Annotated in this window: 24 protein-coding genes and 1 tRNA gene; 10 read left to right on the top strand and 15 right to left on the bottom strand. The window is 66.1% G+C overall.

Translation table 11 applies throughout. The features are described from left to right. Positions 1 to 16: 16 nt before the first annotated feature. The 3 genes from FPJ27_RS09110 to FPJ27_RS09100 all read right to left on the bottom strand — a co-directional run bounded on the left by FPJ27_RS09110 (position 17) and on the right by FPJ27_RS09100 (position 2458). A complete protein-coding gene (locus FPJ27_RS09110) occupies positions 17 to 1174 on the bottom strand; it encodes an iron-containing alcohol dehydrogenase (RefSeq protein ID WP_204422648.1) in 1158 nt (385 codons plus the stop codon). After that, positions 1174 to 1506, bottom strand: a complete 333-nt coding sequence (locus FPJ27_RS09105) for a putative quinol monooxygenase (RefSeq protein ID WP_204422647.1) — start codon at positions 1504 to 1506, stop codon at positions 1174 to 1176. The genes FPJ27_RS09110 and FPJ27_RS09105 overlap by 1 nt, the downstream gene beginning before the upstream one ends. A 235-nt stretch (positions 1507 to 1741) precedes the next feature. Continuing rightward, positions 1742 to 2458: an SDR family oxidoreductase gene (locus tag FPJ27_RS09100; protein ID WP_204422646.1), complete on the bottom strand. Its 717-nt coding sequence runs from the start codon at positions 2456 to 2458 to the stop codon at positions 1742 to 1744. A gap of 133 nt (positions 2459 to 2591) precedes the next feature. Here FPJ27_RS09100 and FPJ27_RS09095 point away from each other — a divergent pair, with 133 nt between their 5' ends. Next, a complete protein-coding gene (locus FPJ27_RS09095; protein WP_204423131.1) occupies positions 2592 to 3569 on the top strand; it encodes a LysR substrate-binding domain-containing protein in 978 nt (325 codons plus the stop codon). A gap of 43 nt (positions 3570 to 3612) precedes the next feature. On the opposite strand, the gene FPJ27_RS09090 is transcribed toward FPJ27_RS09095, so the two are convergent. Further along, positions 3613 to 4350, bottom strand: coding sequence for an SDR family oxidoreductase (locus FPJ27_RS09090; RefSeq protein WP_204422645.1), 738 nt, complete (start codon positions 4348 to 4350; stop codon positions 3613 to 3615). A 103-nt stretch (positions 4351 to 4453) separates the two neighbouring features. On the opposite strand from FPJ27_RS09090, the gene FPJ27_RS09085 reads away from it, so the two are divergent. From FPJ27_RS09085 to FPJ27_RS09065, 5 genes are all read left to right on the top strand, one after another. Then, positions 4454 to 5413 carry a LysR family transcriptional regulator gene (locus FPJ27_RS09085; protein WP_204422644.1) on the top strand — a complete coding sequence of 320 codons (960 nt, stop codon included), beginning with the start codon at positions 4454 to 4456 and terminating at the stop codon, positions 5411 to 5413. 159 nt (positions 5414 to 5572) lie between these two features. Further along, positions 5573 to 6961, top strand: coding sequence for a nucleobase:cation symporter-2 family protein (locus FPJ27_RS09080; RefSeq protein ID WP_204422643.1), 1389 nt, complete (start codon positions 5573 to 5575; stop codon positions 6959 to 6961). Between the two features lie 343 nt (positions 6962 to 7304). After that, complete coding sequence (locus FPJ27_RS09075) at positions 7305 to 7484, top strand: hypothetical protein (RefSeq protein WP_204422642.1); 180 nt, start codon at positions 7305 to 7307, stop codon at positions 7482 to 7484. A 62-nt stretch (positions 7485 to 7546) separates the two neighbouring features. Continuing rightward, positions 7547 to 7783, top strand: a complete 237-nt coding sequence (locus tag FPJ27_RS09070) for a hypothetical protein (protein ID WP_034180107.1) — start codon at positions 7547 to 7549, stop codon at positions 7781 to 7783. Between the two features lie 240 nt (positions 7784 to 8023). After that, positions 8024 to 8341 (top strand): hypothetical protein, encoded by a 318-nt coding sequence (locus tag FPJ27_RS09065; protein ID WP_072436892.1) that lies wholly within the window; start codon positions 8024 to 8026, stop codon positions 8339 to 8341. A 480-nt stretch (positions 8342 to 8821) separates the two neighbouring features. Here the strand turns inward: FPJ27_RS09065 and FPJ27_RS09060 are convergent, their stop codons facing one another. After that, positions 8822 to 9061, bottom strand: coding sequence for a hypothetical protein (locus FPJ27_RS09060; RefSeq protein WP_204422641.1), 240 nt, complete (start codon positions 9059 to 9061; stop codon positions 8822 to 8824). A 317-nt stretch (positions 9062 to 9378) separates the two neighbouring features. Between FPJ27_RS09060 and FPJ27_RS09055 the strand changes: the two genes are divergently transcribed. Beyond that, the gene (locus FPJ27_RS09055; RefSeq protein WP_072436451.1) at positions 9379 to 9783 is read left to right on the top strand and encodes an NUDIX hydrolase; all 405 of its coding nucleotides are present in this window, start codon (positions 9379 to 9381) and stop codon (positions 9781 to 9783) included. Between the two features lie 104 nt (positions 9784 to 9887). On the opposite strand, the gene FPJ27_RS09050 is transcribed toward FPJ27_RS09055, so the two are convergent. The 8 genes from FPJ27_RS09050 to fdnG form a co-directional block, all read right to left on the bottom strand. Next, the gene (locus FPJ27_RS09050) at positions 9888 to 10100 is read right to left on the bottom strand and encodes a hypothetical protein (protein WP_034180109.1); all 213 of its coding nucleotides are present in this window, start codon (positions 10098 to 10100) and stop codon (positions 9888 to 9890) included. Between the two features lie 204 nt (positions 10101 to 10304). Beyond that, positions 10305 to 10400: transfer RNA gene (locus tag FPJ27_RS09045), tRNA-Sec, on the bottom strand. A 34-nt stretch (positions 10401 to 10434) separates the two neighbouring features. Next, positions 10435 to 12360, bottom strand: a complete 1926-nt coding sequence (gene selB / locus FPJ27_RS09040; protein ID WP_204422640.1) for a selenocysteine-specific translation elongation factor — start codon at positions 12358 to 12360, stop codon at positions 10435 to 10437. After that, a complete protein-coding gene (gene selA, locus FPJ27_RS09035; RefSeq protein WP_204422639.1) occupies positions 12357 to 13796 on the bottom strand; it encodes an L-seryl-tRNA(Sec) selenium transferase in 1440 nt (479 codons plus the stop codon). Before selA ends, selB begins: the two co-directional genes overlap by 4 nt. 73 nt (positions 13797 to 13869) lie before the next feature. Continuing rightward, positions 13870 to 14805, bottom strand: coding sequence for a formate dehydrogenase accessory protein FdhE (fdhE, locus tag FPJ27_RS09030; RefSeq protein ID WP_204422638.1), 936 nt, complete (start codon positions 14803 to 14805; stop codon positions 13870 to 13872). A gap of 106 nt (positions 14806 to 14911) precedes the next feature. Continuing rightward, positions 14912 to 15538: a formate dehydrogenase subunit gamma gene (locus FPJ27_RS09025; protein WP_059599523.1), complete on the bottom strand. Its 627-nt coding sequence runs from the start codon at positions 15536 to 15538 to the stop codon at positions 14912 to 14914. Then, the gene (gene fdxH / locus FPJ27_RS09020; RefSeq protein ID WP_034179967.1) at positions 15535 to 16449 is read right to left on the bottom strand and encodes a formate dehydrogenase subunit beta; all 915 of its coding nucleotides are present in this window, start codon (positions 16447 to 16449) and stop codon (positions 15535 to 15537) included. Before fdxH ends, FPJ27_RS09025 begins: the two co-directional genes overlap by 4 nt. A gap of 10 nt (positions 16450 to 16459) precedes the next feature. Then, positions 16460 to 19531, bottom strand: a complete 3072-nt coding sequence (fdnG, locus tag FPJ27_RS09015; RefSeq protein ID WP_083596252.1) for a formate dehydrogenase-N subunit alpha — start codon at positions 19529 to 19531, stop codon at positions 16460 to 16462. Between the two features lie 141 nt (positions 19532 to 19672). Between fdnG and FPJ27_RS09010 the strand changes: the two genes are divergently transcribed. The 3 genes from FPJ27_RS09010 (at position 19673) to FPJ27_RS09000 (ending at position 23047) form a co-directional block, all read left to right on the top strand. After that, positions 19673 to 20596 (top strand): YihY/virulence factor BrkB family protein, encoded by a 924-nt coding sequence (locus FPJ27_RS09010; RefSeq protein WP_204422637.1) that lies wholly within the window; start codon positions 19673 to 19675, stop codon positions 20594 to 20596. A 435-nt stretch (positions 20597 to 21031) separates the two neighbouring features. Next, positions 21032 to 22189, top strand: a complete 1158-nt coding sequence (locus FPJ27_RS09005) for a porin (RefSeq protein WP_072444074.1) — start codon at positions 21032 to 21034, stop codon at positions 22187 to 22189. A gap of 384 nt (positions 22190 to 22573) precedes the next feature. Then, positions 22574 to 23047, top strand: coding sequence for a VOC family protein (locus tag FPJ27_RS09000; protein WP_204422636.1), 474 nt, complete (start codon positions 22574 to 22576; stop codon positions 23045 to 23047). Positions 23048 to 23219: 172 nt separating this feature from the next. Here FPJ27_RS09000 and FPJ27_RS08995 read toward each other — a convergent pair whose 3' ends face one another. Then, positions 23220 to 24011: an AadA family aminoglycoside 3''-O-nucleotidyltransferase gene (locus tag FPJ27_RS08995; RefSeq protein ID WP_204422635.1), complete on the bottom strand. Its 792-nt coding sequence runs from the start codon at positions 24009 to 24011 to the stop codon at positions 23220 to 23222. Between the two features lie 321 nt (positions 24012 to 24332). Continuing rightward, complete coding sequence (locus FPJ27_RS08990) at positions 24333 to 24782, bottom strand: HU family DNA-binding protein (RefSeq protein ID WP_069747789.1); 450 nt, start codon at positions 24780 to 24782, stop codon at positions 24333 to 24335. Between the last annotated feature and the right edge of the window lie 28 nt (positions 24783 to 24810).

The following is a 24810-nucleotide window of genomic DNA, read 5'->3' as shown; positions in this document are numbered from 1 at the left end:
CAGCCCGCCTGCCGCGTCACCACGCCTGCCGATAGATCGCCAGCGCGTCGGCCTCGGTCACCTCGCGCGGATTGTTCACGAGCAGGCGCGCCTGCAGCATCGCGTCCGACGCCATCCTCGGCAGGTCGCCCTCGCCGATGCCGACTTCGCGCAGCGTGCGCGGGATGCCCGTCGCGACGATCAGCCGGTCGATCTCCGCGATCAGCGTATGCGTTCTCGCTTCGTCGCTGCCCGTCGCCGACGGCGCGACGATCGCCGCGAGTTCCGCATACAGCGGCGCGGCAGCCGGCGCGTTGAAGCGCAGCACGTGCGGCAGCACGAGCGCATTCGACAGCCCGTGCGGCACGTGGAAGATCCCGCCGACCGGATAGGCCAGCGCATGCACGGCCGCGACCGGCGCATTCGCGAATGCCTGCCCGGCGAACATCGCGCCGACCAGCATCGACTCGCGCGCGTGCCGGTTGCGGCCGTCGTCGCAGGCCGCGAGCAGGTTGCGCGACAGCAGCGTCAGCGCGTGCACGGCCAGCATGTCGGACACCGGATTCTTCAGCCGCGCGGACGTATAGGCTTCGATCGCATGCACCATCGCGTCGATGCCCGTCGCGGCCGTCGCCGCACGCGGCAGGCCGAGCGTCAGCTCGGCATCGAGGATCGCGACGTCCGCGAACAGGTGCGGCGACACGACGCCCATCTTGCGCGCCTCGCCGACCGTGACGATCGACACGGCCGTCACTTCGGAGCCGGTGCCGGCCGTCGTCGGCATCTGCACGAGCGGCAGCCGCGTGCTCGCGACCTTGTCGACGCCGTACATGTCGGCCAGCGCCTGCTGCCCCGGCGCGAGCACCGCGATCAGCTTCGCGACGTCCATCGACGATCCGCCGCCCAGGCCGAGCACGATCTCGGCATCGGCCTCGACGGCCCGCTCGGTCGCTTCGAGCACCACGTGCTCGGGCGGATCGGCGATCACGTCGTCGATCACGGTGACCTGCCAGCCATGCGCGGCGAGACTCTCCAGCGCGGGTGCGAGCACCCCGCTGCGATGCAGGAACGCGTCGGTGACGACGCACAACCGCACGAGCGCCGGAAAGCGTTCGCGCAACAACGCGCCGAGCCGGCGCGCGGCGCCGAATTCGACGATCTGCGTCTGAACGGTTCGGAATTGAAATGGGTTCATCAGGTGACTCCCGGAGGCGTCGCCGCGCCGGTGTCCGGCTGCACCATGTAGCGGGACACTTCGCGGCGATCGAGCAACGGAATGATCGCTCCGACGCCGATCCGCTGGAAATGCGGCGTTTCCCGATGCACGTCGAGGCCGTCCGCGTCGCGGTAGCGCTCGAGGATCACGATGTGGTCGGGATCCTCCGGCGACCGGAAATACGCATAGTCGAGATTCTTCGGCTCGGCGCGCGTCGCGGGCGCGAGCTCCGCGAGCAGCTCGATCACGCGGTCGCCGTTGCCCGGCTTCGCGAAGAAATGCGCAATGACCTGCAGGTAAGGTTCGTTCATGCGGTGCTCCCGTGTTCGATAAGCGCCGGTCACGACGGGGGCGCACGCAATCCGCTGCGAACCGGATCGATTCAAACGCGATGGCGCGACGCCGTGTCACTGACTCGTCGCTGCATTGTATTGAATCGGCAATACCTTCGCAGTACCGCGACCGAACTGCGAAAAACATGTCGAATCTCGCTGCATATTCACGAAGCGTCGGTTCGTAACCATCCGCCCACCGACACGCCGGCGACTACCACGGCACCGTCCGCCCCAGATAGTCGAGGTATTCGAGCCCGGGGCGCCCCCGCTTCGCGATCAGCACGTCGACGAGGCTCGGCACGCTCTCGTCGATGGTCAGGCGTGCATCGGGCCCGCCCAGCTCCGTACGGACCCAGCCGGGCGCCATCAGCGCCAGCGCGCGCGGCGTGTCGGCCTGGCGCGCCGCGAAGCTGCGCATGAACTGGTTCAGCGCGGCCTTGCTACCGCGATAGACTTCGCGCATCCCGTTGACGTTGTTCGCGACGCTGCCCTGCCCCGACGACATCGCGCCGATCAATCCGTCGGCGGTCACGAGATCCTGCAACGCCTCGATCACTCGCATCGGTGCAAGCGCATTCGTAATCATCACGCGCACGAATTCGTCGGTCGTCACTTCGCCGATCGTTTCGTTCGGGTCGTTGGTCGTCCCCGCATTCACGAACAGCACGTCGAAGCGCCTGCCCGACAGGCGCTCGCGCAGCGCCGCCAGTTGCGCCGGCTCGCAGATGTCGAGCGTATCGATCCCGAGCCGGCCGTCGAAGCGGTCCGCCAGGTCGTGCAGCTTCGTGCGTCCCGATCCTTCACGCACGGTGCCCGTTACATTCCAGCCCTTGTTCAGGAATTGCTCCGCCATCGCAAACCCGAGGCCGCGCGAAGCCGCGACGAGCAGGATCGAGGGTGCGTTCGGGTTCGATATGGTCGATTGCATGGTTGCCGCCTTTGCCGGGTTTCACGATGCGCCTACTATAGGCGCGCACCGGACCATGCACCAGACGCACCAAATGCAATCGATAGTTGCATCGAACGCCATGCCAGACCACGCAGTGGCGTATCCTGTCCGCATGGAAGACATCGACCTGAATCTCGTTACGGCGCTCGACGCGCTGCTGTCGGAAAGCAGCGTGACGGGCGCGGCGCGCCGGCTTGGCCTGAGCACGTCCGCCATGAGCCGCACGCTCACACGGCTGCGGCTCTCCACCGGCGACCCGTTGCTCGTGCGCGCCGGGCGCAAGCTCGTGCCGACGCCGCACGCGGCCGCATTGCGCGACCGCGTGCATGCGATTGCGAGCGACGCGCGCGCCGTGCTGCGGCCGGCGACGGCCGACGTGGACATGGCGACGCTCGCATCCACGTTCACCATTCGCGCGTCAGCGTCGTTCATGGAAATGCTGTCCGGCCCGGTGGTCGCCGCGATCGGCGAAGTCGCGCCGCACGTGCGCATCCGCTTCGTGCCCAAGCCCGACCGCGATCCGCAAGCGCTGCGCGACGGCACCGTCGATCTGGAAATCGGCAAGCGCGGCGACGACGCGCCCGAGCTGCACACACGCATGCTCGGTCACGACTGGCACGTCGCGGTGGCGCGCGCCGGACATCCGCTGTTCGCGTCGGCCAGGATCACGCCCGCGCGCTATGCTGCCTGCCGTCACGTGATCGCATCGCAGCTCGGCGATTTCAGCGGGCCGACCGACGATCCGACCGGCCGGTCCGGCCCGGGCCAGACCGTGCACGTCGTCGTCCCCGGCTACCCCGATGCAATGCGTGTTGCGGCCAGCACCGACCTGATCGCGCTGGTGCCGCGCTCGAGCCTCGGCAACGCGTTCACACCGGGGCTCACGGAAGCCCTCGGGCTACGCAGCTTCGAGATCCCGGTCCGCCTGCCCGCGATCCTCGTCGCCGCGCTATGGCATCCGCGCAATCACGGCGATCCCGTCCATCGCCGCCTGCGCGACGCGGTGATTGCGGTCTGCCAGCGCGCGTATCCGGATTCCCGCGCGCCACGCATACCGACGCGCAGCACGAAAACACGCACGGCCGGCTGACGCCGCGCATGTACCCGAAGCCGGCCCGCGCGACGCGCACGGGTCAGACCAGCCGGCCGCCGCCGTCGATGTGCAGGATTTCGGCATTCATGAAGCCGTTGCCCAGCAGGAATGCGATCGCCTCCCCGATTTCGTCGGCGCGACCGACGCGGCCGCCCGGCAGCGCCGATGCGGCTCCCGCGAGGATCGCATCGCGCGCTTCCGGGCCGAACGCGTCGTAAAGCGGCGTCTCGACGAAACCGGGCGCGACGACGTTGACGCGAATCGGCTTCAGTTCCAGCGCGAGCGACTGCGCCAGCGCTTCGACGCCACGCACGGCGGCGGCAATCACGGACGTACCTTGCGCGGACGGACGATCCGACAGTTGCCCGCCGGTCAGCACGATCGAGCCGGTCGCGGGCATCAGCGGCAACGCGGCCCGGATCGCATAGACCGGCCCGGCAATGCGCTCCTGTATCGAGGCGAGCAGATGATCGGGATCGGTCTCGCCCAGCTTGCCGGCGATGAACCGGCCGGCCGTGACGACGAGGTGATCGACGCGCGTCATCGCATCGAATATGGCCTGCACCGCGTGCCTGTCAGCGATATCGGCCACCGCGACGCGCGCGCCGCCGATCGCCAGCGCGGCGGCCTCGAGCTTCGCGCGGGTCCGGCCGACCAGCGTGACAGCGGCGCCCCTCGCCTTCGCGGCCGCTGCGGCCGCGAGGCCGATTCCGGAGCTCGCGCCGAATATCACGACGTGCGCGCCGTCCAGTGTCGAAGATTGCAGTGCCTCGTTCATGTCGATTCCTCATCAGGGATTGAAGGTTCGCGAACGTTAGGTCATTCTCTATTACGCCGGAACGTGGGAGACTTGAATAGGGTTCATTCCATAAAGGAATAAGATGGATTCGCTGCGATCCATGCGCGTGTTCGTCCGCGCCATCGAGCTGGGCAATTTTTCGGCGGTCGCTCGCGAGGAAGGTACCGGCCAGCCGACGATCAGCAAGATCGTCGCCGCGTTCGAACGGGAACTGGGCGTTCGCCTGCTCGAACGCTCGACGACGAGCCTCGCGCCGACCGACGAAGGCCGGCGGTTCTACGACCGCTGCAAGCGCGTGCTCGACGAATACGAAAGCGCGGTGGCCGAGGTGCGCGGGCAAGCGCTGCGGCCGGTCGGCAAGCTGGTCGTCAACGCGCCGCTGGGGCTGGGCGAGCTGAGGCTGAACGCGCTCATGCTCGAATTCCTCGCAGCGTGGCCTGAAATCGACGTCGAGCTTCATTTGACCGATCGCGTGATCGATCTGGTCGAGGAAGGCGTCGACGTCGCCATTCGCCTCGGCCACGTGCTGCCGCCGGATGTAATCGCGCGCAACATCGCGTCGTCGCCGCGTCTGCTGGTGGCCGCGCCGGCGTATGTGTCGCAGGCGCCGAGGATCCGCCGGCCGGAAGACCTGGCGAAGCATGAGTATGTCGGATACGCGCGCGCGGACATCATCGGCAGCGAACTGGAATTTGTGCGGGGCGACGAGAAAATCGCCGTTCCGGTACACGGGCGGTATCGCGTGAACAGCTCGATCGCGCTGCGGGAATGCTTCCTGGCCGGGAACGCAGTGGGCAGCGCGCCGGCGTGGCTCGTTCAGGACCTGATCGACACCGGGCGGCTCGTCCGGCTGCTGCCGAAGTGGGACATGATTCCGCCGCATGCGCTGCACCTCGTGTATGCGTCGCGCCGGTATCTGCCGCTCAGGACCCGCACGTTCCTCCAGTTCATGGAGCAGCGGATTCCGGAACTGCCCGGGTTCAGCGCGACGACAACGGCGACCATGACGTCAGCTGCAATCGTGTCGCGGCAGGCCCGCTGACCGACGGCTGCCACGGTCACGGCCGCCCGGGCGCCCGGGCGCCGATCCGTCGCCGTTTCCCCGCGCCGTCGAATCCCCGCCATTGCAGCGCGCCCCGGCGGCGCCGGCGGGCCCTTCGGCTAAAATGCCGCACTTTCCACCCTGTCCGGCCCGCTCGCCATGCAACCCGCCTCCCACGCCCAACCCGCCTCCCACGGCGCAGACGCCGCAGAATCGGCCCGCGACCTCGTCTACGGCCCGAACGACCGGCCGGCGCCGATGGTCGCCTTCGTCGCCGCGCTGCAGCACCTGCTGGCGATCATCGTGCCGATCGTCACGCCCGGCCTGCTGATCTGCCAGGCGCTCGGCGTGCCCAGCCGCGATACGACCCTGATCGTATCGATGTCGCTGGTGATTTCCGGCATCGCCACCTTCGTCCAGTGCAAGCGCTTCGGCCCGCTGGGCGCCGGCCTGCTGATCGTCCAGGGCACCAGCTTCAACTTCGTCGGCCCGCTGATCGCGGGCGGCAGCCTGATGGTCAAGCAGGGCACGCCGGTCGAGACCGTGATGGCCGCGATCTTCGGCGTCGTGATTGCCGGTTCGTTCGTCGAGATGAGCGTGTCGCGCATCCTGCCGTTCGTGAAGCGCCTGATCACGCCGCTCGTCACCGGCATCGTCGTGCTGCTGATCGGCCTCACGCTGATCAAGGTCGGCCTCGTCAGCATGGGCGGCGGCTTTGGCGCGATGGCAAAGGGCACGTTCGCGAGCGCGGAGAACCTTACGCTGTCCGGCCTCGTGCTCGGCACGATCATCCTGCTGAACCGCGTGCCGATCGTCTGGGTGCGCAGCACCGCGCTCGTCATCGCGCTCGCGATCGGCTACCTCGCGGCTGCGTTCCTCGGCCGCCTCGACTTCACCGGCATGCAGCAGGCCGCGCTGTTCCAGGTCCCGACGCCGCTGCACTTCGGCATCGGCTTCTCGTGGTCGCTGTTCGTGCCGATGCTGATCATCTACCTCGTCACGTCGCTCGAAGCGATCGGCGACGTCACGGCCACCAGCAAGATCTCGAACGAGCCGGTCGAGGGGCCGGTGTGGATGCAACGAATCAAGGGCGGCGTGCTCGTCAACGGCGCGAACTCGCTGCTGGCCGGCGTGTTCAATACGTTCCCGAGCTCCGTGTTCGCGCAGAACAACGGCGTGATCCAGATCACCGGCGTCGCGAGCCGCCATGTCGGCATCTGGATCGCGGGCATGCTGGTGGTGCTCGGCCTGTTCCCGGTCGTCGCCGGCGTGCTGCAGGCCGTGCCGGAGCCCGTGCTCGGCGGCGCGGCGATGGTGATGTTCGGCGCGGTGGCCGCATCGGGCATCAACATTCTCGCGGGCGTCCAGCTCGACCGCCGCGCGCTGTTGATCATCGCGGTGTCGCTGGCGCTCGGCCTCGGCGTGTCGCAGGTGCCGGACATTCTGAACAGCCTGCCGCACGCGCTGAAGAACGTGCTGGAATCGGGCGTCGCAACGGGCGGCATCTGCGCGCTCGTGATGAACTGGTTCCTGCCGGAAAAGAAGTAAGGACGGAATGCGCGGCAACCGCGCGGTGTTTCAGGCACCGCGTCGGCCGGCCCGCACGCCGGTTCAACCCGACCGCGCCAGACAGCCGCGGCCTCGCACCAGAGGCAATCCGCGTCGCCCGAAATAAGATGGCCACCCGAAGGGCGACGCGCGTATGATGAACTCATCCGGGCATTCTTGAGCCGTTCGACTGCTCGCCCTCCATCTCCCCTCTTGCTGCATCGCGCTCACGTTCGCACGCAGCGTTACGCCTTTCGCCCCACCCCGTCGCGCCACACTGGCGATACTGGCCGGACGCGTTCGTCCCCGCGATTCGTCGCGACCGAACGTTCAGAAGCTCGTCATGAGCGTGCGTCTTTATCGTGGGTTCGAATTTTGCCCGCTCATTTGTCCCCATGTGCCGGCGCAGAACGGCCGCCCGCATGATGACGACGCCGGCTTCGTCACAGTGGTCGAGATTTTACGTGCGGGCACTGACGACAACATCGCTCGAAACTGGCCCGCACGGCGGCTTTTCGAGTGAAATCAAACGCGCTCGCCGTGCAGCAAGCCAAGAAGTGAACCATAACCGGGAGTCGAAAAAACATGAGCTGGTACTGCGATGTGGAGCGCGAACTGGCTCATATCAGGGGAGCGATCGGACTGCTCGAGCAAACACACGACGCCTTCACCAACCGATCGCCAGTGAGCGATCCGGCGTATTGGCGAGTCAAGCTCGACACACTCCGGACACGATTTGAGCGCAATAAGGTACTTGAATACCAGATCACCGAGCTTTCCGCTCGCCTCGATCGAATCCGGGATCCGAACTTCCGCAAATAAGAATTTGCCACGCACGTCCGAGAATTCGGTTGCACATCAATTCGGGACCCAACACATCTTGAATACCGGATTGCAGGCTGCAGAACAGCTCGGCGAACGCAGTATCCGCGGCGGCGGTCGTCGCGCGAGTCGCCTTGACCCGGCCTCACTCGCGAGTCGGTTCGTCATCCATATCGTTTTTCCGGCATGCATCCCGGGAAGCAGCCAAACCGGGCTCATGCCGGACTTCGGAGCAACATCATGACTGACGCCAACCCAAACAGCACCTTCCGGCACCTTCCACTGACACCCGAACAGGATGCGGAAATCCGGCACTACATCAGGAAGAAAGAACAACGGGGCGAACCATGGGACACCCCGGAACTGGCGACGATGCTCAAGGACATGCTCGATCCTCCCGTCAATGACGACGAGGAGCCCGACGCCGACGTCGAGGAAACGAAGCTGGCCTGCGAGTATGCATTGGCCTCGATCGACGAGGCCATGGAACCTGTTTCCGCGAGTGAGGAACGAAACGCGGCAATGGAAGCCGAGGAGATGAAACACCCCAGGCGGTAGCGCGCCTCCAGATCCGAAACTCGAACCGAAGCTGCGCCGTCGTCCTGATCTTCATCGCCTTTGTGTCGCCCTTCCGTATCGTTGCCGCTTGCAAAAGCTGGAACGAATGCGTCGGGCACGATCCTGACGCCGCAAGCTGCATCGACACCGGGCCCGAAGACGGGCGATGTCGCACAAAGCCCGGTCGAAGCGAGCGAACTCCGTGGACTCGCCCCAGGCAAGCTTTGCCTTCAACCTGGACCGGCCGGCCATCCTTCCACCCGCTTTGTCGCGTATGCAACCGCATCGTCACGCGCCTCGAAGCCGGCCAGATCGCCGCTGGCGTGCGCTTGTCCCTGACGGCGGATGCAATCGCGGATTGCCTCCGATCCGATCGCAGGCATGACACCTGCATCGAGTGCGTTTCGCCATCCTGACCGAATCCCTTCCGAGCAAACCACGGCAGTGCACGACCTGTGCAGACGACCGTTCAGAAGAAGTTCAGTGCGCCCATAGCTGGCCACGCCGCTCGATCGAGGCCACAACGATATTCAATACATGACGGACGACGTCCTCATCCGTCATACCCGCATCAAGGTACTGGCGGACCTTCATGATCTGCGGCTGATGAGAACCGTCATCGTTGTCCATCACGAAAATACTGGCCGTCGCGGTGTCGGTCATCAGGGCTACCTGAATGGTCTTGCCGAAAACGATCGTTTGCATGCTTAGGGTAGTCATCGCCGTGTCCGGTCTGGTTATTGGGGGCTCAAGTATGCGCCCCTATACCCGGGCGAATCCTCCTGTAAGCGCTCCATTTCCAGCCGATTCACGGGTTATTCGCTCGCTGCGAGCAGCTTCGACTTATCGGTGCAATTTCGGTGCCGATCGCTCGGGTTTGTTTTGCATCTCGGATTCAACCCGTCGGTTCCCGGTGCTCGCACAAGTCACTCTGGACATAACCGGTTTCCGTATGATCGAGCGGTTCCGGCAGATGCCGCCTTGGCACCGTGATCAACGCTGGCTAGAATCTCGCCAGTGTCCATGCACCCGAGCCCATGAGTTCTCCCCAACCGACCGAAGTACCCGTTAAAGAACGGGCGACGATCGTCTGCTACCGCGACGGCCAAGTCTTGCTCGTCGCGCGCGCGTCGTCGCGCTGGGCCCTTCCGGGCGGCACGATCAAGCGTGGGGAAACGCCGCTCGAAGCCGCGCATCGCGAGTTATGCGAAGAAACCGGCATAACCGGCCAGCATCTCGTTTACTCGATGCAGTTCACCGGACTCGCGAAGGCACATCACGTGTTCTTCACCGAAGTCGGCCCGAACCAGACGCCGCAAGCGAACAACGAGATCGAGAAATGCAGGTGGTTTCCCGTCGACGGCGTCGACGACCTACGCGCGAGCATCCCGACGAAGCGAATCGTCGAACTCGTCTATAACCACGAAATCCGCAAGTCGTAGCCCGCACGAATCCCGTGCGGCTCGTGCGCATAGAGGACAAGCGCATTCCCGAGCCGTCGCCGGCCCGAGTCGTTTTTCGCGAATCACAGCGGCCGCGCGACCGCTCAATGCGCGCGCTTTCTTCGTAACTCGTGCGTGGAATAAACGACGAGGAAGATGCCCAGCATCGCGGCACCGGACGCCATGAAGTCGTTTGCGGTTCCCGAGCTGTGCAGGGACGTCGGGAAGATGCCGAGACTCAGTCCTGCGGCGGCAAGAAGCAATCCTGCAGCCACACCCCAGATCGGTCCGGCGGTCTTTTCGATTTTATTTTTCATGCAGCACCCGTCTACAGTCATTACCTGGCCGGTATCGGCAAAAGGCGCCGCGCCTACCTCCAGTGGTTCCACTATAGCCGGGAAATAATTCGCAAACTTTCAGTGCTTTTCCCGATCAAGTTTGCTCGGTTACGGCCGCTGTGCAGTGCCGGCCCGCGGCGCAAGTGCGCGCCGTCAAGCACGCCGATTCGCAGGAAAACGGGATGGCGGAAGGCAGCAGGAGTCGAACCTACCCGGGAGTGTCTGACACCCCCAACTGGATTTGAAGTCCAGCCGTACCACCGGATACGAATGCCTTCCTCGGGGAAAACAACCAGAAGAGAACAACGGGCGCCTACGCCTGAATACCTACCCAACCGCTGTCAGGCCGCAGGAAGTGAAGATCGCGGTGGAAGCGAGTATACCCAACCCGATCGAAGAACTCGAGAATCTGGATCGCGCGCTTGCGGCCCAGCCCCGTCGCGTCGCGAAACGTCGCGGCATCGAGCCCGCCGCCACGCGAAGGCGCGAGGTGCGCGACCAGTTCCGTCAGCTCGCGTACGACATCCGCGTGATAGAACAGGTCGCGCACGACCTGGTGCACGTCGCCGCGCCGCGCGAGCTTGCGCAGCAGCGTGCGCACCGCGTCCTCGGCCGCGCCCGTGTCGCGGGCCAGGTCGCGCACCCACGGCGGATCGAAGCGTCCCGCATGAATCAGCGGCAGCAGTTGCCGCGCCAGCGCCTCCTCGCGCGAATCGAGGCTCACCGAATGCGACGGCAGATGCAGCCACGGCCCGCTTCGCGCGACTTCGCCGCCGGACACCAGCGCATCGACGAGCGCGCGCCACAACGCATCGCCGGCAAGCGGTGCCGCCATCCGCCGCAGGCGCGCGGCGTCGAGCCCCTGTTCGTCGGGCATGCGCTCGTGATACGCGCGCAGCGTCTCGATCGCCCGCGTCTGCAGCGTGCGCCAGTGCGCATGCGAAATCACCGCGCCGTCGTTCGACGCGGCATCGCGTTGCCCGATCGCCAGCGCGTCGTCCGGCAACGCGAGCGCGTCCGGCGCGAAACCGGTGAGATGCGTGAGCATCGTGCGCGGGATGCCGAGCGGCGCCTGCGCGAGCAGCGCATCGAGGCGCTCCGCGTCGAGCCACTCGGCAAGCGCATCGAGCCACGCGCGACGCGCGGGCGTGCGGCGCTTGCGCGCCGGCCCGAACGGATCGAGCACGCGACCGCCGCCGACGGTGCGCGTCGCCTGCGGATTGCGGACGATGAACCGGTCGCCCGGCAGCACGAACACCGGTTCGTCGAATACCAGTTGCACGCGCATCCGCTGGCCGGCCGCGAGCGTGTCGCCGTCGAGCAGCGCGACATGCGCGACTCGATGCAGCGTGCCGAGATGCACGTGCAGCGGCGCCCAGTGCGTCAACGTCAGCCCCGCGTCCGCGAGCAGCGTCAGCTCGACGTCCACGCGCGGCGACGTCGCGGCGAGCCGCGCATCGGCGACGGTATCGCCGCGCTCGACGTCGGCCTTGTCGACGCCGGCCAGGTTCAGTGCGCAACGCTCGCCCGCGCGGCCGGCCTGGACCGGCCGGTTCTGCGCATGGATGCTGCGCACGCGCGCCGCGCCGCCCGTGCGCACGATCGCGAGCGTGTCGCCAGTCGCGACGCGGCCCGCGAACGCGGTACCCGTCACGACGGTCCCCTGCCCCGCGAGCGTAAACACGCGATCGACCGCGAGCCGGAACAAGCCATCGTCGCGGCGCGCGCGCCATGCGATCGCCGCGTCGGCCAGGTGACGCTTCAACGCGGCGACGCCCGGATCGTCCACGGCTGTCGCACGGGTTTCGAAGATCGGCGCGCCGGCCAGCGTCGAGTCGTGCAGCCATGCGGCGATCTCGTCGCGCGCCTGGGCGACGCGCGCGGCGTCGACACGATCGCACTTCGTCAGCGCGACCGCGCCATGCGTGACGCCCAGCAGCTGCAGGATCGCGAGATGCTCGCGCGTCTGCGGCATCACGCCGTCGTCGGCGGCGATCACGAGCAGCGCGAAGTCGATCCCGCACGCGCCGGCCGCCATCGTATGGATCAGCTTCTCGTGGCCCGGCACGTCGATCAGGCCGAGCACATCGCCGTTCTCGAGCGGCGTATACGCGTAGCCGAGTTCGATCGAGATGCCGCGCGCCTTCTCTTCCTTCAGCCGGTCGGTATCGACGCCCGTCAGCGCGCGTACAAGCGTCGTCTTGCCGTGATCGATGTGCCCCGCGGTACCGACGATCATGCAGCGGGCTCCGCGGGCGGCACGCATTGCGCGACGAATGCCGCTTCGTCGGCGGCTTCGAGGCAGCGCAGGTCGAGCCGCAGCGCGTTGTCGGCGATGCGGCCGATCACCGGGCGCGGCCATTCGCGCAGCCGCTTCTCGAGCTGCGCAAGCGCGCGGCCGCCGCGCTTGCCGTCCGGCGTGCGCACGACGAGCCCGGCGCTCGGTAGCTGGTCGACCGGCAGCGCGCCGCTGCCGATCTGGCTGAACATCGGTTCGACCGTCACGTCGAAACCGTTGCCGAGCGCCGCCTGCAGCGCCGGGCGCACGCGCTCGGCGGCCTCGGCGATCTCGCGCTGAGAACGCGTCAGCAGGCGCAAAGTCGTGAGCCGGTCGCGCAGGAATTCGGGCGCCTGGTAGAGCCGCAGCACGGGCTCGAGCGCCGCGAGCGTCAGCTTGCCGACGCGCAGCGCGCGCTTGAGCGGATGTTTCTTGATCTTCGCGACCAGTGCGCGATCGCCGACGATCAGGCCGGCCTGCGGCCCGCCGAGCAGCTTGTCGCCGCTGAAGGTGACAACGTTTGCGCCGGCGGCGATGGTTTCCTGCACGGTCGTCTCGTGCGGCAGCCCCCATAACGACAGGTCGGCGAGCGTGCCGCTGCCGAGATCGACGGCGACCGGCAGCCCGTGCTCGCGCGCGAGCGGCGCGAGTTCGGCGAGCGTCGCCTCCTTCGTGAAGCCGCTGATCGCATAGTTGCTGCAGTGCACCTTCATCAGCAGCGCGGTGCGCGGGCCGATCGCGTCCGCGTAGTCGCGCAGATGGGTACGGTTGGTCGTGCCGACCTCGCGCAACCTGGCGCCGGCGCGACTCATGATGTCGGGAATCCGGAAGGCGCCACCGATCTCGACCAGCTCGCCGCGAGAGACGACGACTTCGCGCTTCGCCGCGAGCGCCGACAGCGTCAGCAGCACGGCCGCCGCATTGTTGTTGACGACGGTCGCCGCTTCCGCGCCCGTCAGTTCGCACAACAGATCGTCGATCAGGTCGTCGCGATCGCCGCGACGGCCCGTGGCGAGATCGAATTCGAGGTTGACGGGCCGCGTAAGCACGTCGATCACCGCGCGCACCGCTTCGTCGGGCAACAGCGCGCGCCCGAGATTCGTATGCAGCACGGTGCCGGTCAGGTTGAACACCGCGCGCACGGCGCCGGCGCTCTGCGCGGCCAGCGTGCGCGCGACGGCCGCAGCGATGCGCGGCTCGTCGAGCGGCTCGGCCGCCATCGGATCGTGCTGGGCGGCGGTACGCCAGCGTTCGAGTTCGGCGCGCACGGCATTCAGCACGCGCGTGCGGCCATGGTCGGCAAGCAGCGGTTGCAGCGGTGCCGACGACAGCACGCGCTCGACCGACGGCACGCGCGCCAGCACCGCATTCAATTCATTCACACCCGGTTCGGTCACGTAGTAGTGGCTCCAGTCTCAGCTTCGCAGTCGGCCGAGGCCGGCGCTCGCGCACCGCCCCGGCCCCGTGCCGTCAATCCGCTTCCCGCGACACATCCGGCCACAGCAGCGGGTTCGGCGAACTGCGCTGGTATCCGGCCTCGTTCATCAGCAGGTCGAGCGTGAGACTCGCGAGATCGTCCGCCAGCGGCTCGAACTCGTAGTCCTTCTCCTGGTAGCCGATCTTGCGATAGGTCTTGCACTCGTCGCACGATTCGGCCTTGACGGCTTCGCTGCCGCCCTCGATCCCGTGGTATGCGATGCCCTTCGTCGAATCGCAGTGCGAGCACTTGGTGCGCACCATGTGCCACTCGGTCGTGCACAGCCCGCATTGCAGGAAACGGTAGCCCTGGAACTGGCCACCCACCCGCACGACGCTCGCGACCGGATGCGAGCCGCACACCGGGCACAGCCCCGGTTGGTCGAGATACGGAACGTCGGCCGGCGTCACGCGGCTGGCGAGATCGGTCCACACGACCTGCAGCGCGGCCATCAGGAACGGCGCGGTGGCCGGGTCGACCTCGGCGAAGCGCAGCGCGAGGATCGCGTCGGCCTGCGCGTCGAGTTCGGCGGGCGCCGTCAGGCGCAGCCGGTCGAGCAGCTTCGCGAGCGACGGATTGACGAGCCCGGCGCCTTCGACGCGATCGAGCAGTTCGTACAGCACGGCGCGCCAGCGCGGATCGCGCTCGCCGTCGAGCGCCGGCACTAGCGGCATCGAATGCTGCTGCGCACGCGCGATCGCTTCCTTCGACGGCAGCGGCAGCTCCAGCGTCTGCAATGTCGCGTGCTGCGCCTCGGCGACGGTGGCCATCAGCCGCAGGTAGCCGCTGATCGGGTTCAAGTCGGCAAGCTTGCGCAGCCGCGCGGCGCGCGCCGAAAACGCGGTGGCGCGCTCCGGCAGGCGAAAGCGCGGAATGGCCGAATGATCGAGTGCCGAGATCTCGGTCGGTTCGAGAATGCGTTGTGTCACAGAAATGTATTCCAAATAAACAAGCGCCGACGGATCGGCGCTTCGGGCGGTTCCGACGGCTGACGGAGCGGCCCGCCGCGATCGGCGAGCCGCCCGCTCCGGTGCGTTATTTCACGCTTTCACGGAACCACTTCGGGTGATGCTTGCGGGCCCAGCCCAGCGTGACGGTGCCACGCACCATCGCGCCGATCGAGCCCTTCACCCACAACGCCGCGTAAATGTGCACGATGATGCTCGCGATCAGCACGAAGGCCGCCACGGCATGCACGACAGCGGCCGCGCGGATCACCCCGATCGGGAAGTAGAACGAGAAGTAGCGCCGCCAGATCACGATCCCCGACAGCAGGAGCAACAGCAGGCATGCCACCAACGTAAAGAATAGCAGCTTCTGCCCGGCGTTATAGCGCCCGACGGGCGGCAGCTTGTCTTCCTGGTTGGTCAGCACGTCGCCGATCTGCTTCAGCCACTGCCGGTCGTCCGCGTCGAGCGCGTTGTGGTGCCAGAAGCGCACCACCAGGATCGCGAACGACACGAACATCACGAGGCCGACGAACGGATGCAGGATCCGCGTCCACTGGCCGCCGCCGAACAGCGCGGTCAGCCAGAACATCGACGGATGGAACAGCGCGAGCCCGGACAACGCGAGCAGCACGAACGTGATCGCGGTGATCCAGTGGTTCGTACGCTCGTTCGCCGAGTAGCGGACGATCAGGTTGGGGTCGTCGTGCTTCATTTCGCGTCCTCCTTGATGCGTCGCGCCTCGTCGCGCGCGGCCGATTCCTCGTCGTCGCTCACCTCGTTCGGACCGACCCGGACATAGTGGAAGAACCCGGCAAGCGCCGTCAGCGCGATGCCGGCGACCGCGAGCGGCTTCGCGATGCCCTTCCACAGCTTCACCATCGGGCTGATCGACGGGTTGTCGGGCAGCCCGTGGTACAGCGACGGCTTATCGGCGTGGTGCAGCACGTACATCACGTGCGTGCCGCCGACGCCCTGCGGATCGTACAGCCCCGCATGCTCGAAGCCGCGCTCCTTCAGGTCCTCGATGCGCTCGGCCGCGTGCTGCTTCATGTCCTCCTTGGTGCCGAACACGATCGCGCCAGTCGGGCAGGTCTTCACGCAGGCCGGTTCCTGGCCGACCGCGACGCGGTCGGAACAGAGCGTGCACTTGTACGCGCGATGATCCTTCTTCGAGATCCGCGGAACGTTGAACGGGCAGCCGGTCACGCAATAGCCGCAACCGATGCAGTTCTCCTCGTGGAAATCGACGATCCCGTTGTTGTACTGCACGATCGCGCCCGGCGAAGGACACGCCTTCAGGCAGCCCGGATCCTCGCAGTGCATGCAGCCGTCCTTGCGGATCAGCCATTCGAGGTCGCCTGCCGGGTTCTCGTATTCGGAGAACCGCATGACCGTCCACGAGTGCTCGGTCAGGTCGGCCGGGTTGTCGTACACGCCGACGTTGGTGCCGACTTCGTCGCGCAGGTCGTTCCACTCCATGCACGCCGTCTGGCATGCCTTGCAGCCGATGCACTTCGATACGTCGATCAGCTTCGCGACGCTCCCGGTCACCGGTTCGCGCACCGTGGGCGGTGGCGTCGTGGTGGCCGAGACGCGCTTGATATCCAGCGATTGCAATGCCATCTCTTTCCCCTTACGCCTTTTCGACCTTCACCAGGAACGACTTGAATTCCGGTGTGTACGAGTTGCCGTCACCCACGGACGGAGTCAGGGTATTGGCGAGATAGCCGGGCTTCGTCAGACCTTTGAAGCCCCAGTGCAACGGGACGCCGACCGTCTGGACCTTCTTGCCGTCGACCGTCAGCGGCTTGATCCGCTTCGTGACGAGTGCGACCGCGATGATGTAGCCGCGCTTGGACGACACCTTCACGCGTTCGCCATGCGCGACGCCGACCTCCTTCGCGAGGTCTTCGCCGATCTCGACGAATTGCTCGGGCTGGATGATCGAGTTCAGCCGCGCATGCTTGGTCCAGTAGTGGAAATGCTCGGTCAGCCGGTAAGTCGTCGCGACGTGCGGGAACTCCGACACCTTGCCGAACGACGCGCGGTCGTCCGGGAACACGCGGGCGGCCGGGTTGTTCAGCGCCTGCGGGTTGTTCGGGTGCAGCGGGTTCGCGGCGAGCGGCGTCTCGAACGGCTCGTAGTGCTCGGGGAACGGACCTTCGTTCATCCCCGCGCGCGCGAAGAAGCGCGCGACGCCCTCCGGATTCATGATGAACGGCCCCATCCCGTTCTCGGGCGGTTCGTCCGCCTTGAAGTCAGGTACGTCGGGGCCCGCCCACGCCTTGCCGTTCCAGCCGATCAGCTTGCGGGTCGGATCGAACGGCTTGCCGTTCACGTCGCACGATGCGCGGTTGTACAGGATCCGCCGGTTCGCCGGCCACGCCCACGCCCAGTTCAGCGTCTGGCCGATGCCGGTCGGATCCGAGTTGTCGCGCCGCCCCATCTGGTTGCCGGCCTGCGTCCAGGCGCCGCAGAAGATCCAGCAGCCGCTCGCGGTCGTGCCGTCGTCCTTCAGTTGCGCGAACCCGGCGAGCTGCTCGCCCTTCTTCACGAGCGTCTTGGCCGGATCCTTCGGGTCGGGCAGATCGGCGAGCGCCTTTCCGTTGAACTCCATCGCGAGCTCTTCGGGCGTCGGGCTTTCCGGGTTCGCGTACGGCCAGGTCAGGTTCACGATCGGGTCCGGATACTTGCCGCCATCCGTCTGGTACATCTTGCGCATGCGCAGGAACAGCCCCGACATGATCTCGAGATCGCTCTTCGCGTCGCCCGGCGGCTCCGCGCCCTTCCAGTGCCATTGCAGCACGCGGCTCGAACTCACGAGCGAGCCGTTTTCCTCCGCAAAGCACGTGGTCGGCAGACGGAACACCTCGGTCTGGATCTTCGACGCATCGACGTCGTTGTAGTCGCCGTGATGCTTCCAGAACTCGGACGTCTCGGTCGCAAGCGGATCCATGATCACGAGCCACTTCAGCTTCGCGAGCCCCGCGGCCGTCTTCACCTTCGACGGCGCCGCCGCGAGCGGGTTGAAGCCCTGGCAGATGTAGCCGTTCATCTTGCCGGCACTCATCAGCTCGATCACCTGCAGCAGGTCGTACTGCTTGTCCAGCTTCGGCAGGTAGTCGTAGCCCCAGTTGTTCTCTGCGGTCGCCGCATCGCCCCACCACGACTTCATGAAGCTGACGTGGAACGCCTTGTAGTTCTTCCAGTAGCTCAACTGGTTCGGCCGCAGCGGCTGCTGCACGCGCTTGTTGATGTAGCCGTCGAAATCCTGCTCGGCCTGCATCGGCAGCGTCATGTAGCCCGGCAGCAGGTTCGACATCAGCCCGAGGTCGGTCAATCCCTGGATGTTCGAGTGGCCGCGCAGCGCGTTCATCCCGCCGCCGGCGATGCCGATGTTGCCGAGCAGCAGCTGCACCATCGCGCCGGTGCGGATCATCTGCGCGCCGATCGAATGGTGGGTCCAGCCGAGCGCGTACAGGATCGTGCCGGCGCGGCCGGGCACGGCCGTCGTCGCGAGCATCTCGCAGACCTTCAGGAACTTCTCCTTCGGCGTGCCGCAGGTCTGCTGGACCATGTCCGCCGTATAGCGCGCGTAGTGCTGCTTCAGCATGTTGTACACGCAGCGCGGATGCTGCAGCGTCGGGTCGACCTTCACGAAACCGTCGTCGCCGCGCTCGTAGTCCCAGCTCGATTTGTCCGGGTACGCGTGCTTCTCCGCGTCATAGCCGGAATAGATGCCGTCGTTGAACGCGAAATCCTCGCGCACGATGAACGTGAAGTCCGTGTAGTTCTTCACATACTCATGCTGGATCTTGTCGTTCGTCAGCAGATAGTTGATGACGCCGCCCAGGAAGACGATGTCGGTGCCGGTGCGAATCGGCGCGTAGTAGTCGGCCACCGAGGCCGTACGCGTAAAGCGCGGGTCGACGACGATCAGCCGCGCCTTGCGGTGCGCCTTCGCCTCCGTTACCCACTTGAAACCGCACGGATGGGCCTCGGCTGCATTGCCGCCCATCACGAGAATCACGTCCGCGTTCTTGATGTCGACCCAATGGTTCGTCATCGCTCCACGGCCAAACGTCGGGGCAAGACCTGCCACCGTCGGGCCATGTCAGACACGCGCCTGATTGTCGAATGCGAGCATTCCCAGACTACGGATAGTCTTGTGCGTCAGGTAGCCGACCTCGTTGCTGCCCGCCGATGCGGCCAGCATGCCGGTCGTGAGCCAGCGGTTGACCTTCGCGCCGTCTTCCGTCGTCTCGACGAAGTTCGCGTCGCGGTCGGCCTTCATCAGCTTCGCGATCCGGTCGAGCGCGTCGTTCCACGAGATGGGTTCCCACTTGTCCGAGCCGGGCGCCCGGTATTCGGGGTGCGTCAGGCGGTTCGGGCTGTGGATGAAGTCGATCAGGCTCGCGCCCTTCGGGCACAGCGTGCCGCGATTGACGGGATGGTCGGGATCTCCCTCGATATGGATGATGCTCGGCTGCGCATTCTTCGCGCCGTCTCCGAGGCTGTACATGAGGATGCCGCAACCCACTGAGCAGTAAGGACAGGTGTTGCGCGTTTCGACGGTGCGCGCCAGCTTGTACTGTCGGACTTCGGCAAGCGCTTCGGATGGAGAAAAGCCCATCAGGGCAAGACTCGATCCGGCAAGCGACGTGGCCGTCACCTTCAGGAACTGGCGCCGGGACATTTGTAGCATGGTGGTCTCGGCGTTATTGTGGGGTGGAGGAAACTGAAAGGAATTATAGACAGTTCGAGCAACTATGATCGAATCCTCGGATCAATACTGAATTGTCTGATTACCAACGATGATCCGCGTTCCGCGCGCAACCGAACCGTCATGAAACGACAGATCACTTCCGAAGCAACCCGTCTTGCCCAGCAACAGGCCAACTGGGCCCTCACCGCGTTCAAACGCTTCTCGTCCGACCGCTGCTCCGCGATGGCCGCGGGCATCGCGTTTTTCTCCGCGTTCTCGCTTGCGCCGATGCTCGTGATGGTGATCGCGGTAGCCGGCTGGTTCTACGGCGACGACGCCGCACGCGGCCAGGTATTCGAGCAGGCGCACCAGTTGATCGGAGACGACGCGGCGGCCAGCATCCAGACGATCGTGCAGAACGCGCACCGCGCGGGCCAACGCGGCGGCCTCGCGACGCTGATCTCGTTCGCCGCGCTCGCGATCGGCGCGTCGGCCACGTTTGCGTCGCTCAACACCGCGCTCAGCGTGATCTGGCCGGCGACCGAAAACCGCTGGTCGAGCATGCTCGGGCTCGTGCGCGTGCGGCTGATCTCGTTCGGGCTCGTGCTCGGCGTCGCGTTCCTGCTGATCGTGTCGCTCGTGCTCGACACCGCGATCACATTCGTCGGCACCTGGCTGCTGGGCAATTCGCCGTATGTCGTCGTCACGAACCTCGTGCAGTTTTTCGTCGGCATCGCGGTGCTCGCGGCGGCGTTCGCCGCGTTGATGAAGTTCCTGCCCGACGCACGCGTCGCGTGGCGCGACGCCGCGGTCGGCGGAGTGGTGTCCGCGATCCTGTTCTCGGGCGGCAAGAAGCTGTTCGCGCTGTACCTCGCGCATGCGGGCACCGCAAGTGCGTTCGGCGCGGCCGGATCGTTCGCGGTCCTGCTGATGTGGCTGTACTTCTCTGCAATCGTGCTGCTGCTCGGCGCGGAATTCGCGGCGGCCCGCGGCAACGCACATCGGCCCGCCGCGAATTCCGCAGCGGCCACACCCACCCAAACCGATCGCATGCGCGGCGACTGATTCATCAACCTCCGTCGCAAAGCGGCCGCGCACAGCCATCGCGCGCGCCGCGAAATTGCCTCTCCCATACCCGTCAGACACCCGTCAACCACGCTGTCCGCCGCGCGTTCGCACGGCGTTGACGCGTTCCTTGCACGTCGACGCGTTCGTCGCTGCAACGGCAAACGTTTGCAAGTGCTCATTTCGCTGCTCCAACCGGCCGAAACGGGGTGTCCGCCGCAATGTACATCAGACATTGAAACAATCGCACCGCAGCAACTGTCAACTATTTCAAAAACAGGAACGGTCGTTGATGTGCTTGATATATATAGACTTTTTGATGCTGTTACCTTTTCGAGACACTTTATTTTTTAAGCTTTCTTGCGTGGATGGCACTGAGCTATTCTCCAATCCGCAACAAATAACGATGAATCACTTGCGTGGAGAAACTCAACGATGAAGAAACTCGCTCTCTCGACCCTCTCGCTCGCCCTGCTGGGCGCCGCCGGCGCCGCTCACGCTCAGTCGAGCGTGACGCTGTACGGCGTGATCGATACGTCGATCGCATGGGTACACGGCAATGACGGTCAAGCCAACAACTCGTGGCAAATGCTGTCGGGCAACCTGCAAGGCAGCCGCTTCGGGCTGAAGGGCGCAGAAGACCTCGGCGGTGGCCTGAAGGCGATCTTCCAGTTGGAAAACGGCTTTGATCCGGGCACCGGCAAGCTGAACCAGGGCGGTCGCATGTTCGGTCGTCAGGCATTCGTCGGTCTGGAAAGCAGCCAGTACGGTACGCTGACGCTCGGCCGCCAGTACGACCCGCTGGTCGACCTGGTCCAGGCAGTCACGGCCGACAACTACTTCGGCAGCGTGATGGCCACGCCGGGCGACGTCGACAACAACGACAACAGCCTGCGCGTCAGCAACGCGATCAAGTACACGTCGCCGGTCTTCGCAGGCTTCCAGGTCGAAGGCATGTATGGCCTCGGCGGTGTGGCGGGCAAGACGGGCGCGGGCCAGACCTGGTCGGTCGCAGCCGCCTACAACAACGGCCCGGTCGGCGTTGCCGCAGGCTACTTCTACGCGAACAACCCGTCGCCGACGGCCACGGCCCTGCGCAGCGGCTGGGGCTCGACGACGTCCGACGCGATCTTCGACGGCCCGATCAACTCGGGTTACGCCACGGCGAAGTCGATCGCCATCGCGCAAGTTGCAGGTCAGTACGCGATCGGCCCGGTGACGTTCGGCGTCGGCTACAGCAACGCACAGTACAAGCCGGACGCGTTCTCGGGCTTCGGCTCGACCGAGAAGTACAACACGATCCGCGGCTTCGCGACGTACCAGGTCACGCCGCCGCTGCTGCTGGGCCTCGGCTACTCGTACACGAAGGCAAGCGGCGACACGTCCGCGAAGTACCATCAGGTCGGCGTCGGCGCGGACTACTCGCTGTCGAAGCGCACGGACATCTACCTGGTTGGCGCATACCAGCACGCGAGCGGCACGCAGCTCGTCGACGGCGTGCAGCAAAGCGCGCAAGCGTCGATCGCTTCGTACGGCTTCGCCGGCAAGAGCTCGGCCGAAATGGTCGCACTCGGCATTCGCCACAAGTTCTAAAAACGATGTATCCGGCGTGCATGGCGTCTCCGACGCCTTGCCGCCGAACTGGAAAGCCAGCCCCGGTTTCGGCCGCGGCTGGCTTTTTTTTCGTCCGTCTCACGCGTGCCCTCAGCGCCTGTGCGGGCCGGCGAACGAAGCCGATGCCGACGCACGTCGGCGGGCCGGCAACGGCGCCTGGCGGCTGCAAAGTGCTGCAATCACTACTTCCGGATGTCCAGGCAGATCGCGGTCTTTCCTCCAGGCGACTACCATCCGCACTGTCGGCGCCGCTCGTCCGGCGCGACGGATTCGCCCCCGCGTGTCGAATTCGGCGGCCGTCGCCCGTCGTGTCGATGGCGGCACGCGGTTTGCGGCCCGGCCACTACAGACAGGAGACTCGCCATGACGATTCAGAAGATCACGCCTTTTCTCTGGTACTCGACGGAAGCTGAGGAAGCAGCGGCCTTCTATGCAGGCATCTTTCCGGATTCGCGCATCGTGCGCGTCACGTCGGTGTCCGGCACCGACGGTACGCGGATGGTCGAGTTCGAGCTGTTCGGCCAGCCGTTCATCGCGATGAGCCACAAGCGCACGGAGACGTTCAATCACGCGATTTCGCTGCTGGTCAGTTGCGCCGACCAGGCGGAACTCGACCGCTACTGGAGCGCCTTGCTCGACAACGGTGGCACGGCCGACGGCTGCGGCTGGCTCAGGGACCGCTACGGCGTGTCGTGGCAGATCGTTCCGGAAGCGCTCATCCCGATGATGGCCGATCGCGACGCGGTCAAGGCGGCACGCGTGGCCGCGGCAATGATGCAGATGACAAAGTTCGACGATGCCGCGCTGAAGGCTGCCTATGTGGGCACGGCGGGTTGACGAAGCGCGTCGTGCCGCGGATGCGTGACGGCGTGCCGGTCAAGCGCGCGCGAGTCGCGAGTCGCCGGCGGGCGCCCGGATCGGCGGCTTTCGCGTACGGCGGCGGCGAAAGCGCTCATGATCCGCGAGGTGCCGGCCCGCAAGCCGATCGCGCGCACCGTGGCGTCCGCCGCTACGCCGACAGCATCGATTCGACGGTCCGCCGCGCGTAGCCGATGAACGCGGCGAGCGGTTCACCCGACAGGATCGCCGCGCCCGCTTCGCCACCGAGATAGGCGGCACGCGCAGCCGCTACAACCGGCCGGTAAGCGGCAGGCAGGCGCGCCAGCACCCATGCCGCGGCGACGTCCTTGGGTGCGATCCTGCCGGTTTCCGCGCTGTACCAGATGCGCGCGAGCGCGAGCACCACGTTGCACTCGTCGCCGCGCCAGTCCGGTTCGGCATTCCACTGCGCAACGGTAGCGAGAAGCGCGGCGGCGAAGTCGCGCGCGGGCACCGGCTCGAACAGCGCGGCCGCCGGCGGACCGGCCAGCGCGACACTGTGCTGCCGCGCCTTCGTCAACAGGATCGCCAGATCGTGATCGGCGAGCGCCGGTTCGACGATGGCTGCTTCGAGATCGCGACGCAGCCACTCGCCGAACTGCAGTTCGCGTCGCGCCGGATGACGCCACGGCACCACGTCGCCGTGCGCGACGACGGTGACCTCGAGCGGGCGCATGCCGCCTGCGTGACCGGGCGGCGCCGACGCAGCGAGCAGGTCGAACATCAGCGCACGCCGCGCCGTTTCGTCGGGCCGCACGGCCACCGTCACCAGCAGGTCGATGTCGCTGCGCGGCGTCAAGCCGCCGTCGAGCGCCGAGCCGAACAGGTGGATCGCATCCAGCGTCGCACCGAGATGTCGCTCGATCGCGGCGCGCGCGGTAGCGACCTGCCCGGCGATTTCAGACGGGACGCATTCAGTCACGATGCGCGGGCCTCACGATACGCACGCAACAGGCGTAGCGGGAAGCGACGAGGTAACGACGTAACGAGCTACGAGGCGACGAGAGCGACGGGCTGCGGCGATACGACGGCACGCGCGGATGACGATTGCCGTCCGGCATTGCGCAAGCACGGCACGCCATTCGCCATCCGCCACGCATCGAACCGCACATCGCCGCCGCTTCGCGTTTTCGCTGCCGCGCAATTTGCGCGGCGCAATAAAAATCCCCGCACGCTTTCGCGTACGGGGACCGCAGGACATCGCAACGGCTGCCGACATGCATTCGGCAGCCGTTGCGCGGCATTACGCTGCCGCGTCCTTCAGCTTCTTCAGCGCACGAGCCTTCACGCGCACGCTGGCCGGCTTCGCCGGGAACCAACGCTCTTCGCCCGTGAACGGATCCTTGCCGAAGCGCTTCTTCTTCGCCGGCACGACTTGTGCCGTGATCTTCAGCAGACCCGGCAGCGTGAACTCGCCTGCGCCCTTCTTGTGGACCGAGCCCAGCACGACGTTCTCGAGTGCGGCGAGCACTGCCTTGACCGCCTTCACTTCCACGGCTGCGCGCTCGGCGATGTGCGTTGCGAGCGATGCCTTCGTGAACTTGTCCTTCAGCGGCGTCGGAGCAGCGGGCGCCTTCGCGACGGCGGCCTTCTTGGCCACTACTTTCTTCGCGGGCGCTACTTTCTTAGCAGCCACTTTCTTGGCCGGTGCGGCGGCAGCCTTCTTGGCCACCTTTTTTGCGGAAGTCGCCATGTTTCTCCTACCAGGTGTGGTCGTTGGA

The sequence above is a fragment of the Burkholderia sp. MS455 genome (assembly GCF_016899445.1).
Lineage (GTDB): Bacteria > Pseudomonadota > Gammaproteobacteria > Burkholderiales > Burkholderiaceae > Burkholderia > Burkholderia pyrrocinia_C.
The sequence above is the reverse complement of the archived record's forward strand: the minus strand, read 5'-3'. Positions and strand labels throughout refer to the sequence as shown.

Bases quoted from the DNA above. Each gene is read 5' to 3' on its own strand.
- FPJ27_RS09110 (WP_204422648.1), bottom strand. From the start codon at position 1,174: ATGAACCCATTTCAATTCCGAACCGTTCAGACGCAGATCGTCGAATTC.
- FPJ27_RS09105 (WP_204422647.1), bottom strand. From the start codon at position 1,506: ATGAACGAACCTTACCTGCAGGTCATTGCGCATTTCTTCGCGAAGCCG.
- FPJ27_RS09100 (WP_204422646.1), bottom strand. From the start codon at position 2,458: ATGCAATCGACCATATCGAACCCGAACGCACCCTCGATCCTGCTCGTC.
- FPJ27_RS09095 (WP_204423131.1), top strand. From the start codon at position 2,592: ATGGAAGACATCGACCTGAATCTCGTTACGGCGCTCGACGCGCTGCTG.
- FPJ27_RS09090 (WP_204422645.1), bottom strand. From the start codon at position 4,350: ATGAACGAGGCACTGCAATCTTCGACACTGGACGGCGCGCACGTCGTG.
- FPJ27_RS09085 (WP_204422644.1), top strand. From the start codon at position 4,454: ATGGATTCGCTGCGATCCATGCGCGTGTTCGTCCGCGCCATCGAGCTG.
- FPJ27_RS09080 (WP_204422643.1), top strand. From the start codon at position 5,573: ATGCAACCCGCCTCCCACGCCCAACCCGCCTCCCACGGCGCAGACGCC.
- FPJ27_RS09075 (WP_204422642.1), top strand. From the start codon at position 7,305: ATGAGCGTGCGTCTTTATCGTGGGTTCGAATTTTGCCCGCTCATTTGT.
- FPJ27_RS09070 (WP_034180107.1), top strand. From the start codon at position 7,547: ATGAGCTGGTACTGCGATGTGGAGCGCGAACTGGCTCATATCAGGGGA.
- FPJ27_RS09065 (WP_072436892.1), top strand. From the start codon at position 8,024: ATGACTGACGCCAACCCAAACAGCACCTTCCGGCACCTTCCACTGACA.
- FPJ27_RS09060 (WP_204422641.1), bottom strand. From the start codon at position 9,061: ATGACTACCCTAAGCATGCAAACGATCGTTTTCGGCAAGACCATTCAG.
- FPJ27_RS09055 (WP_072436451.1), top strand. From the start codon at position 9,379: ATGAGTTCTCCCCAACCGACCGAAGTACCCGTTAAAGAACGGGCGACG.
- FPJ27_RS09050 (WP_034180109.1), bottom strand. From the start codon at position 10,100: ATGAAAAATAAAATCGAAAAGACCGCCGGACCGATCTGGGGTGTGGCT.
- selB (WP_204422640.1), bottom strand. From the start codon at position 12,360: ATGATCGTCGGTACCGCGGGGCACATCGATCACGGCAAGACGACGCTT.
- FPJ27_RS09025 (WP_059599523.1), bottom strand. From the start codon at position 15,538: ATGAAGCACGACGACCCCAACCTGATCGTCCGCTACTCGGCGAACGAG.
- fdxH (WP_034179967.1), bottom strand. From the start codon at position 16,449: ATGGCATTGCAATCGCTGGATATCAAGCGCGTCTCGGCCACCACGACG.
- FPJ27_RS09010 (WP_204422637.1), top strand. From the start codon at position 19,673: ATGAAACGACAGATCACTTCCGAAGCAACCCGTCTTGCCCAGCAACAG.
- FPJ27_RS09005 (WP_072444074.1), top strand. From the start codon at position 21,032: ATGAAGAAACTCGCTCTCTCGACCCTCTCGCTCGCCCTGCTGGGCGCC.
- FPJ27_RS09000 (WP_204422636.1), top strand. From the start codon at position 22,574: ATGACGATTCAGAAGATCACGCCTTTTCTCTGGTACTCGACGGAAGCT.
- FPJ27_RS08990 (WP_069747789.1), bottom strand. From the start codon at position 24,782: ATGGCGACTTCCGCAAAAAAGGTGGCCAAGAAGGCTGCCGCCGCACCG.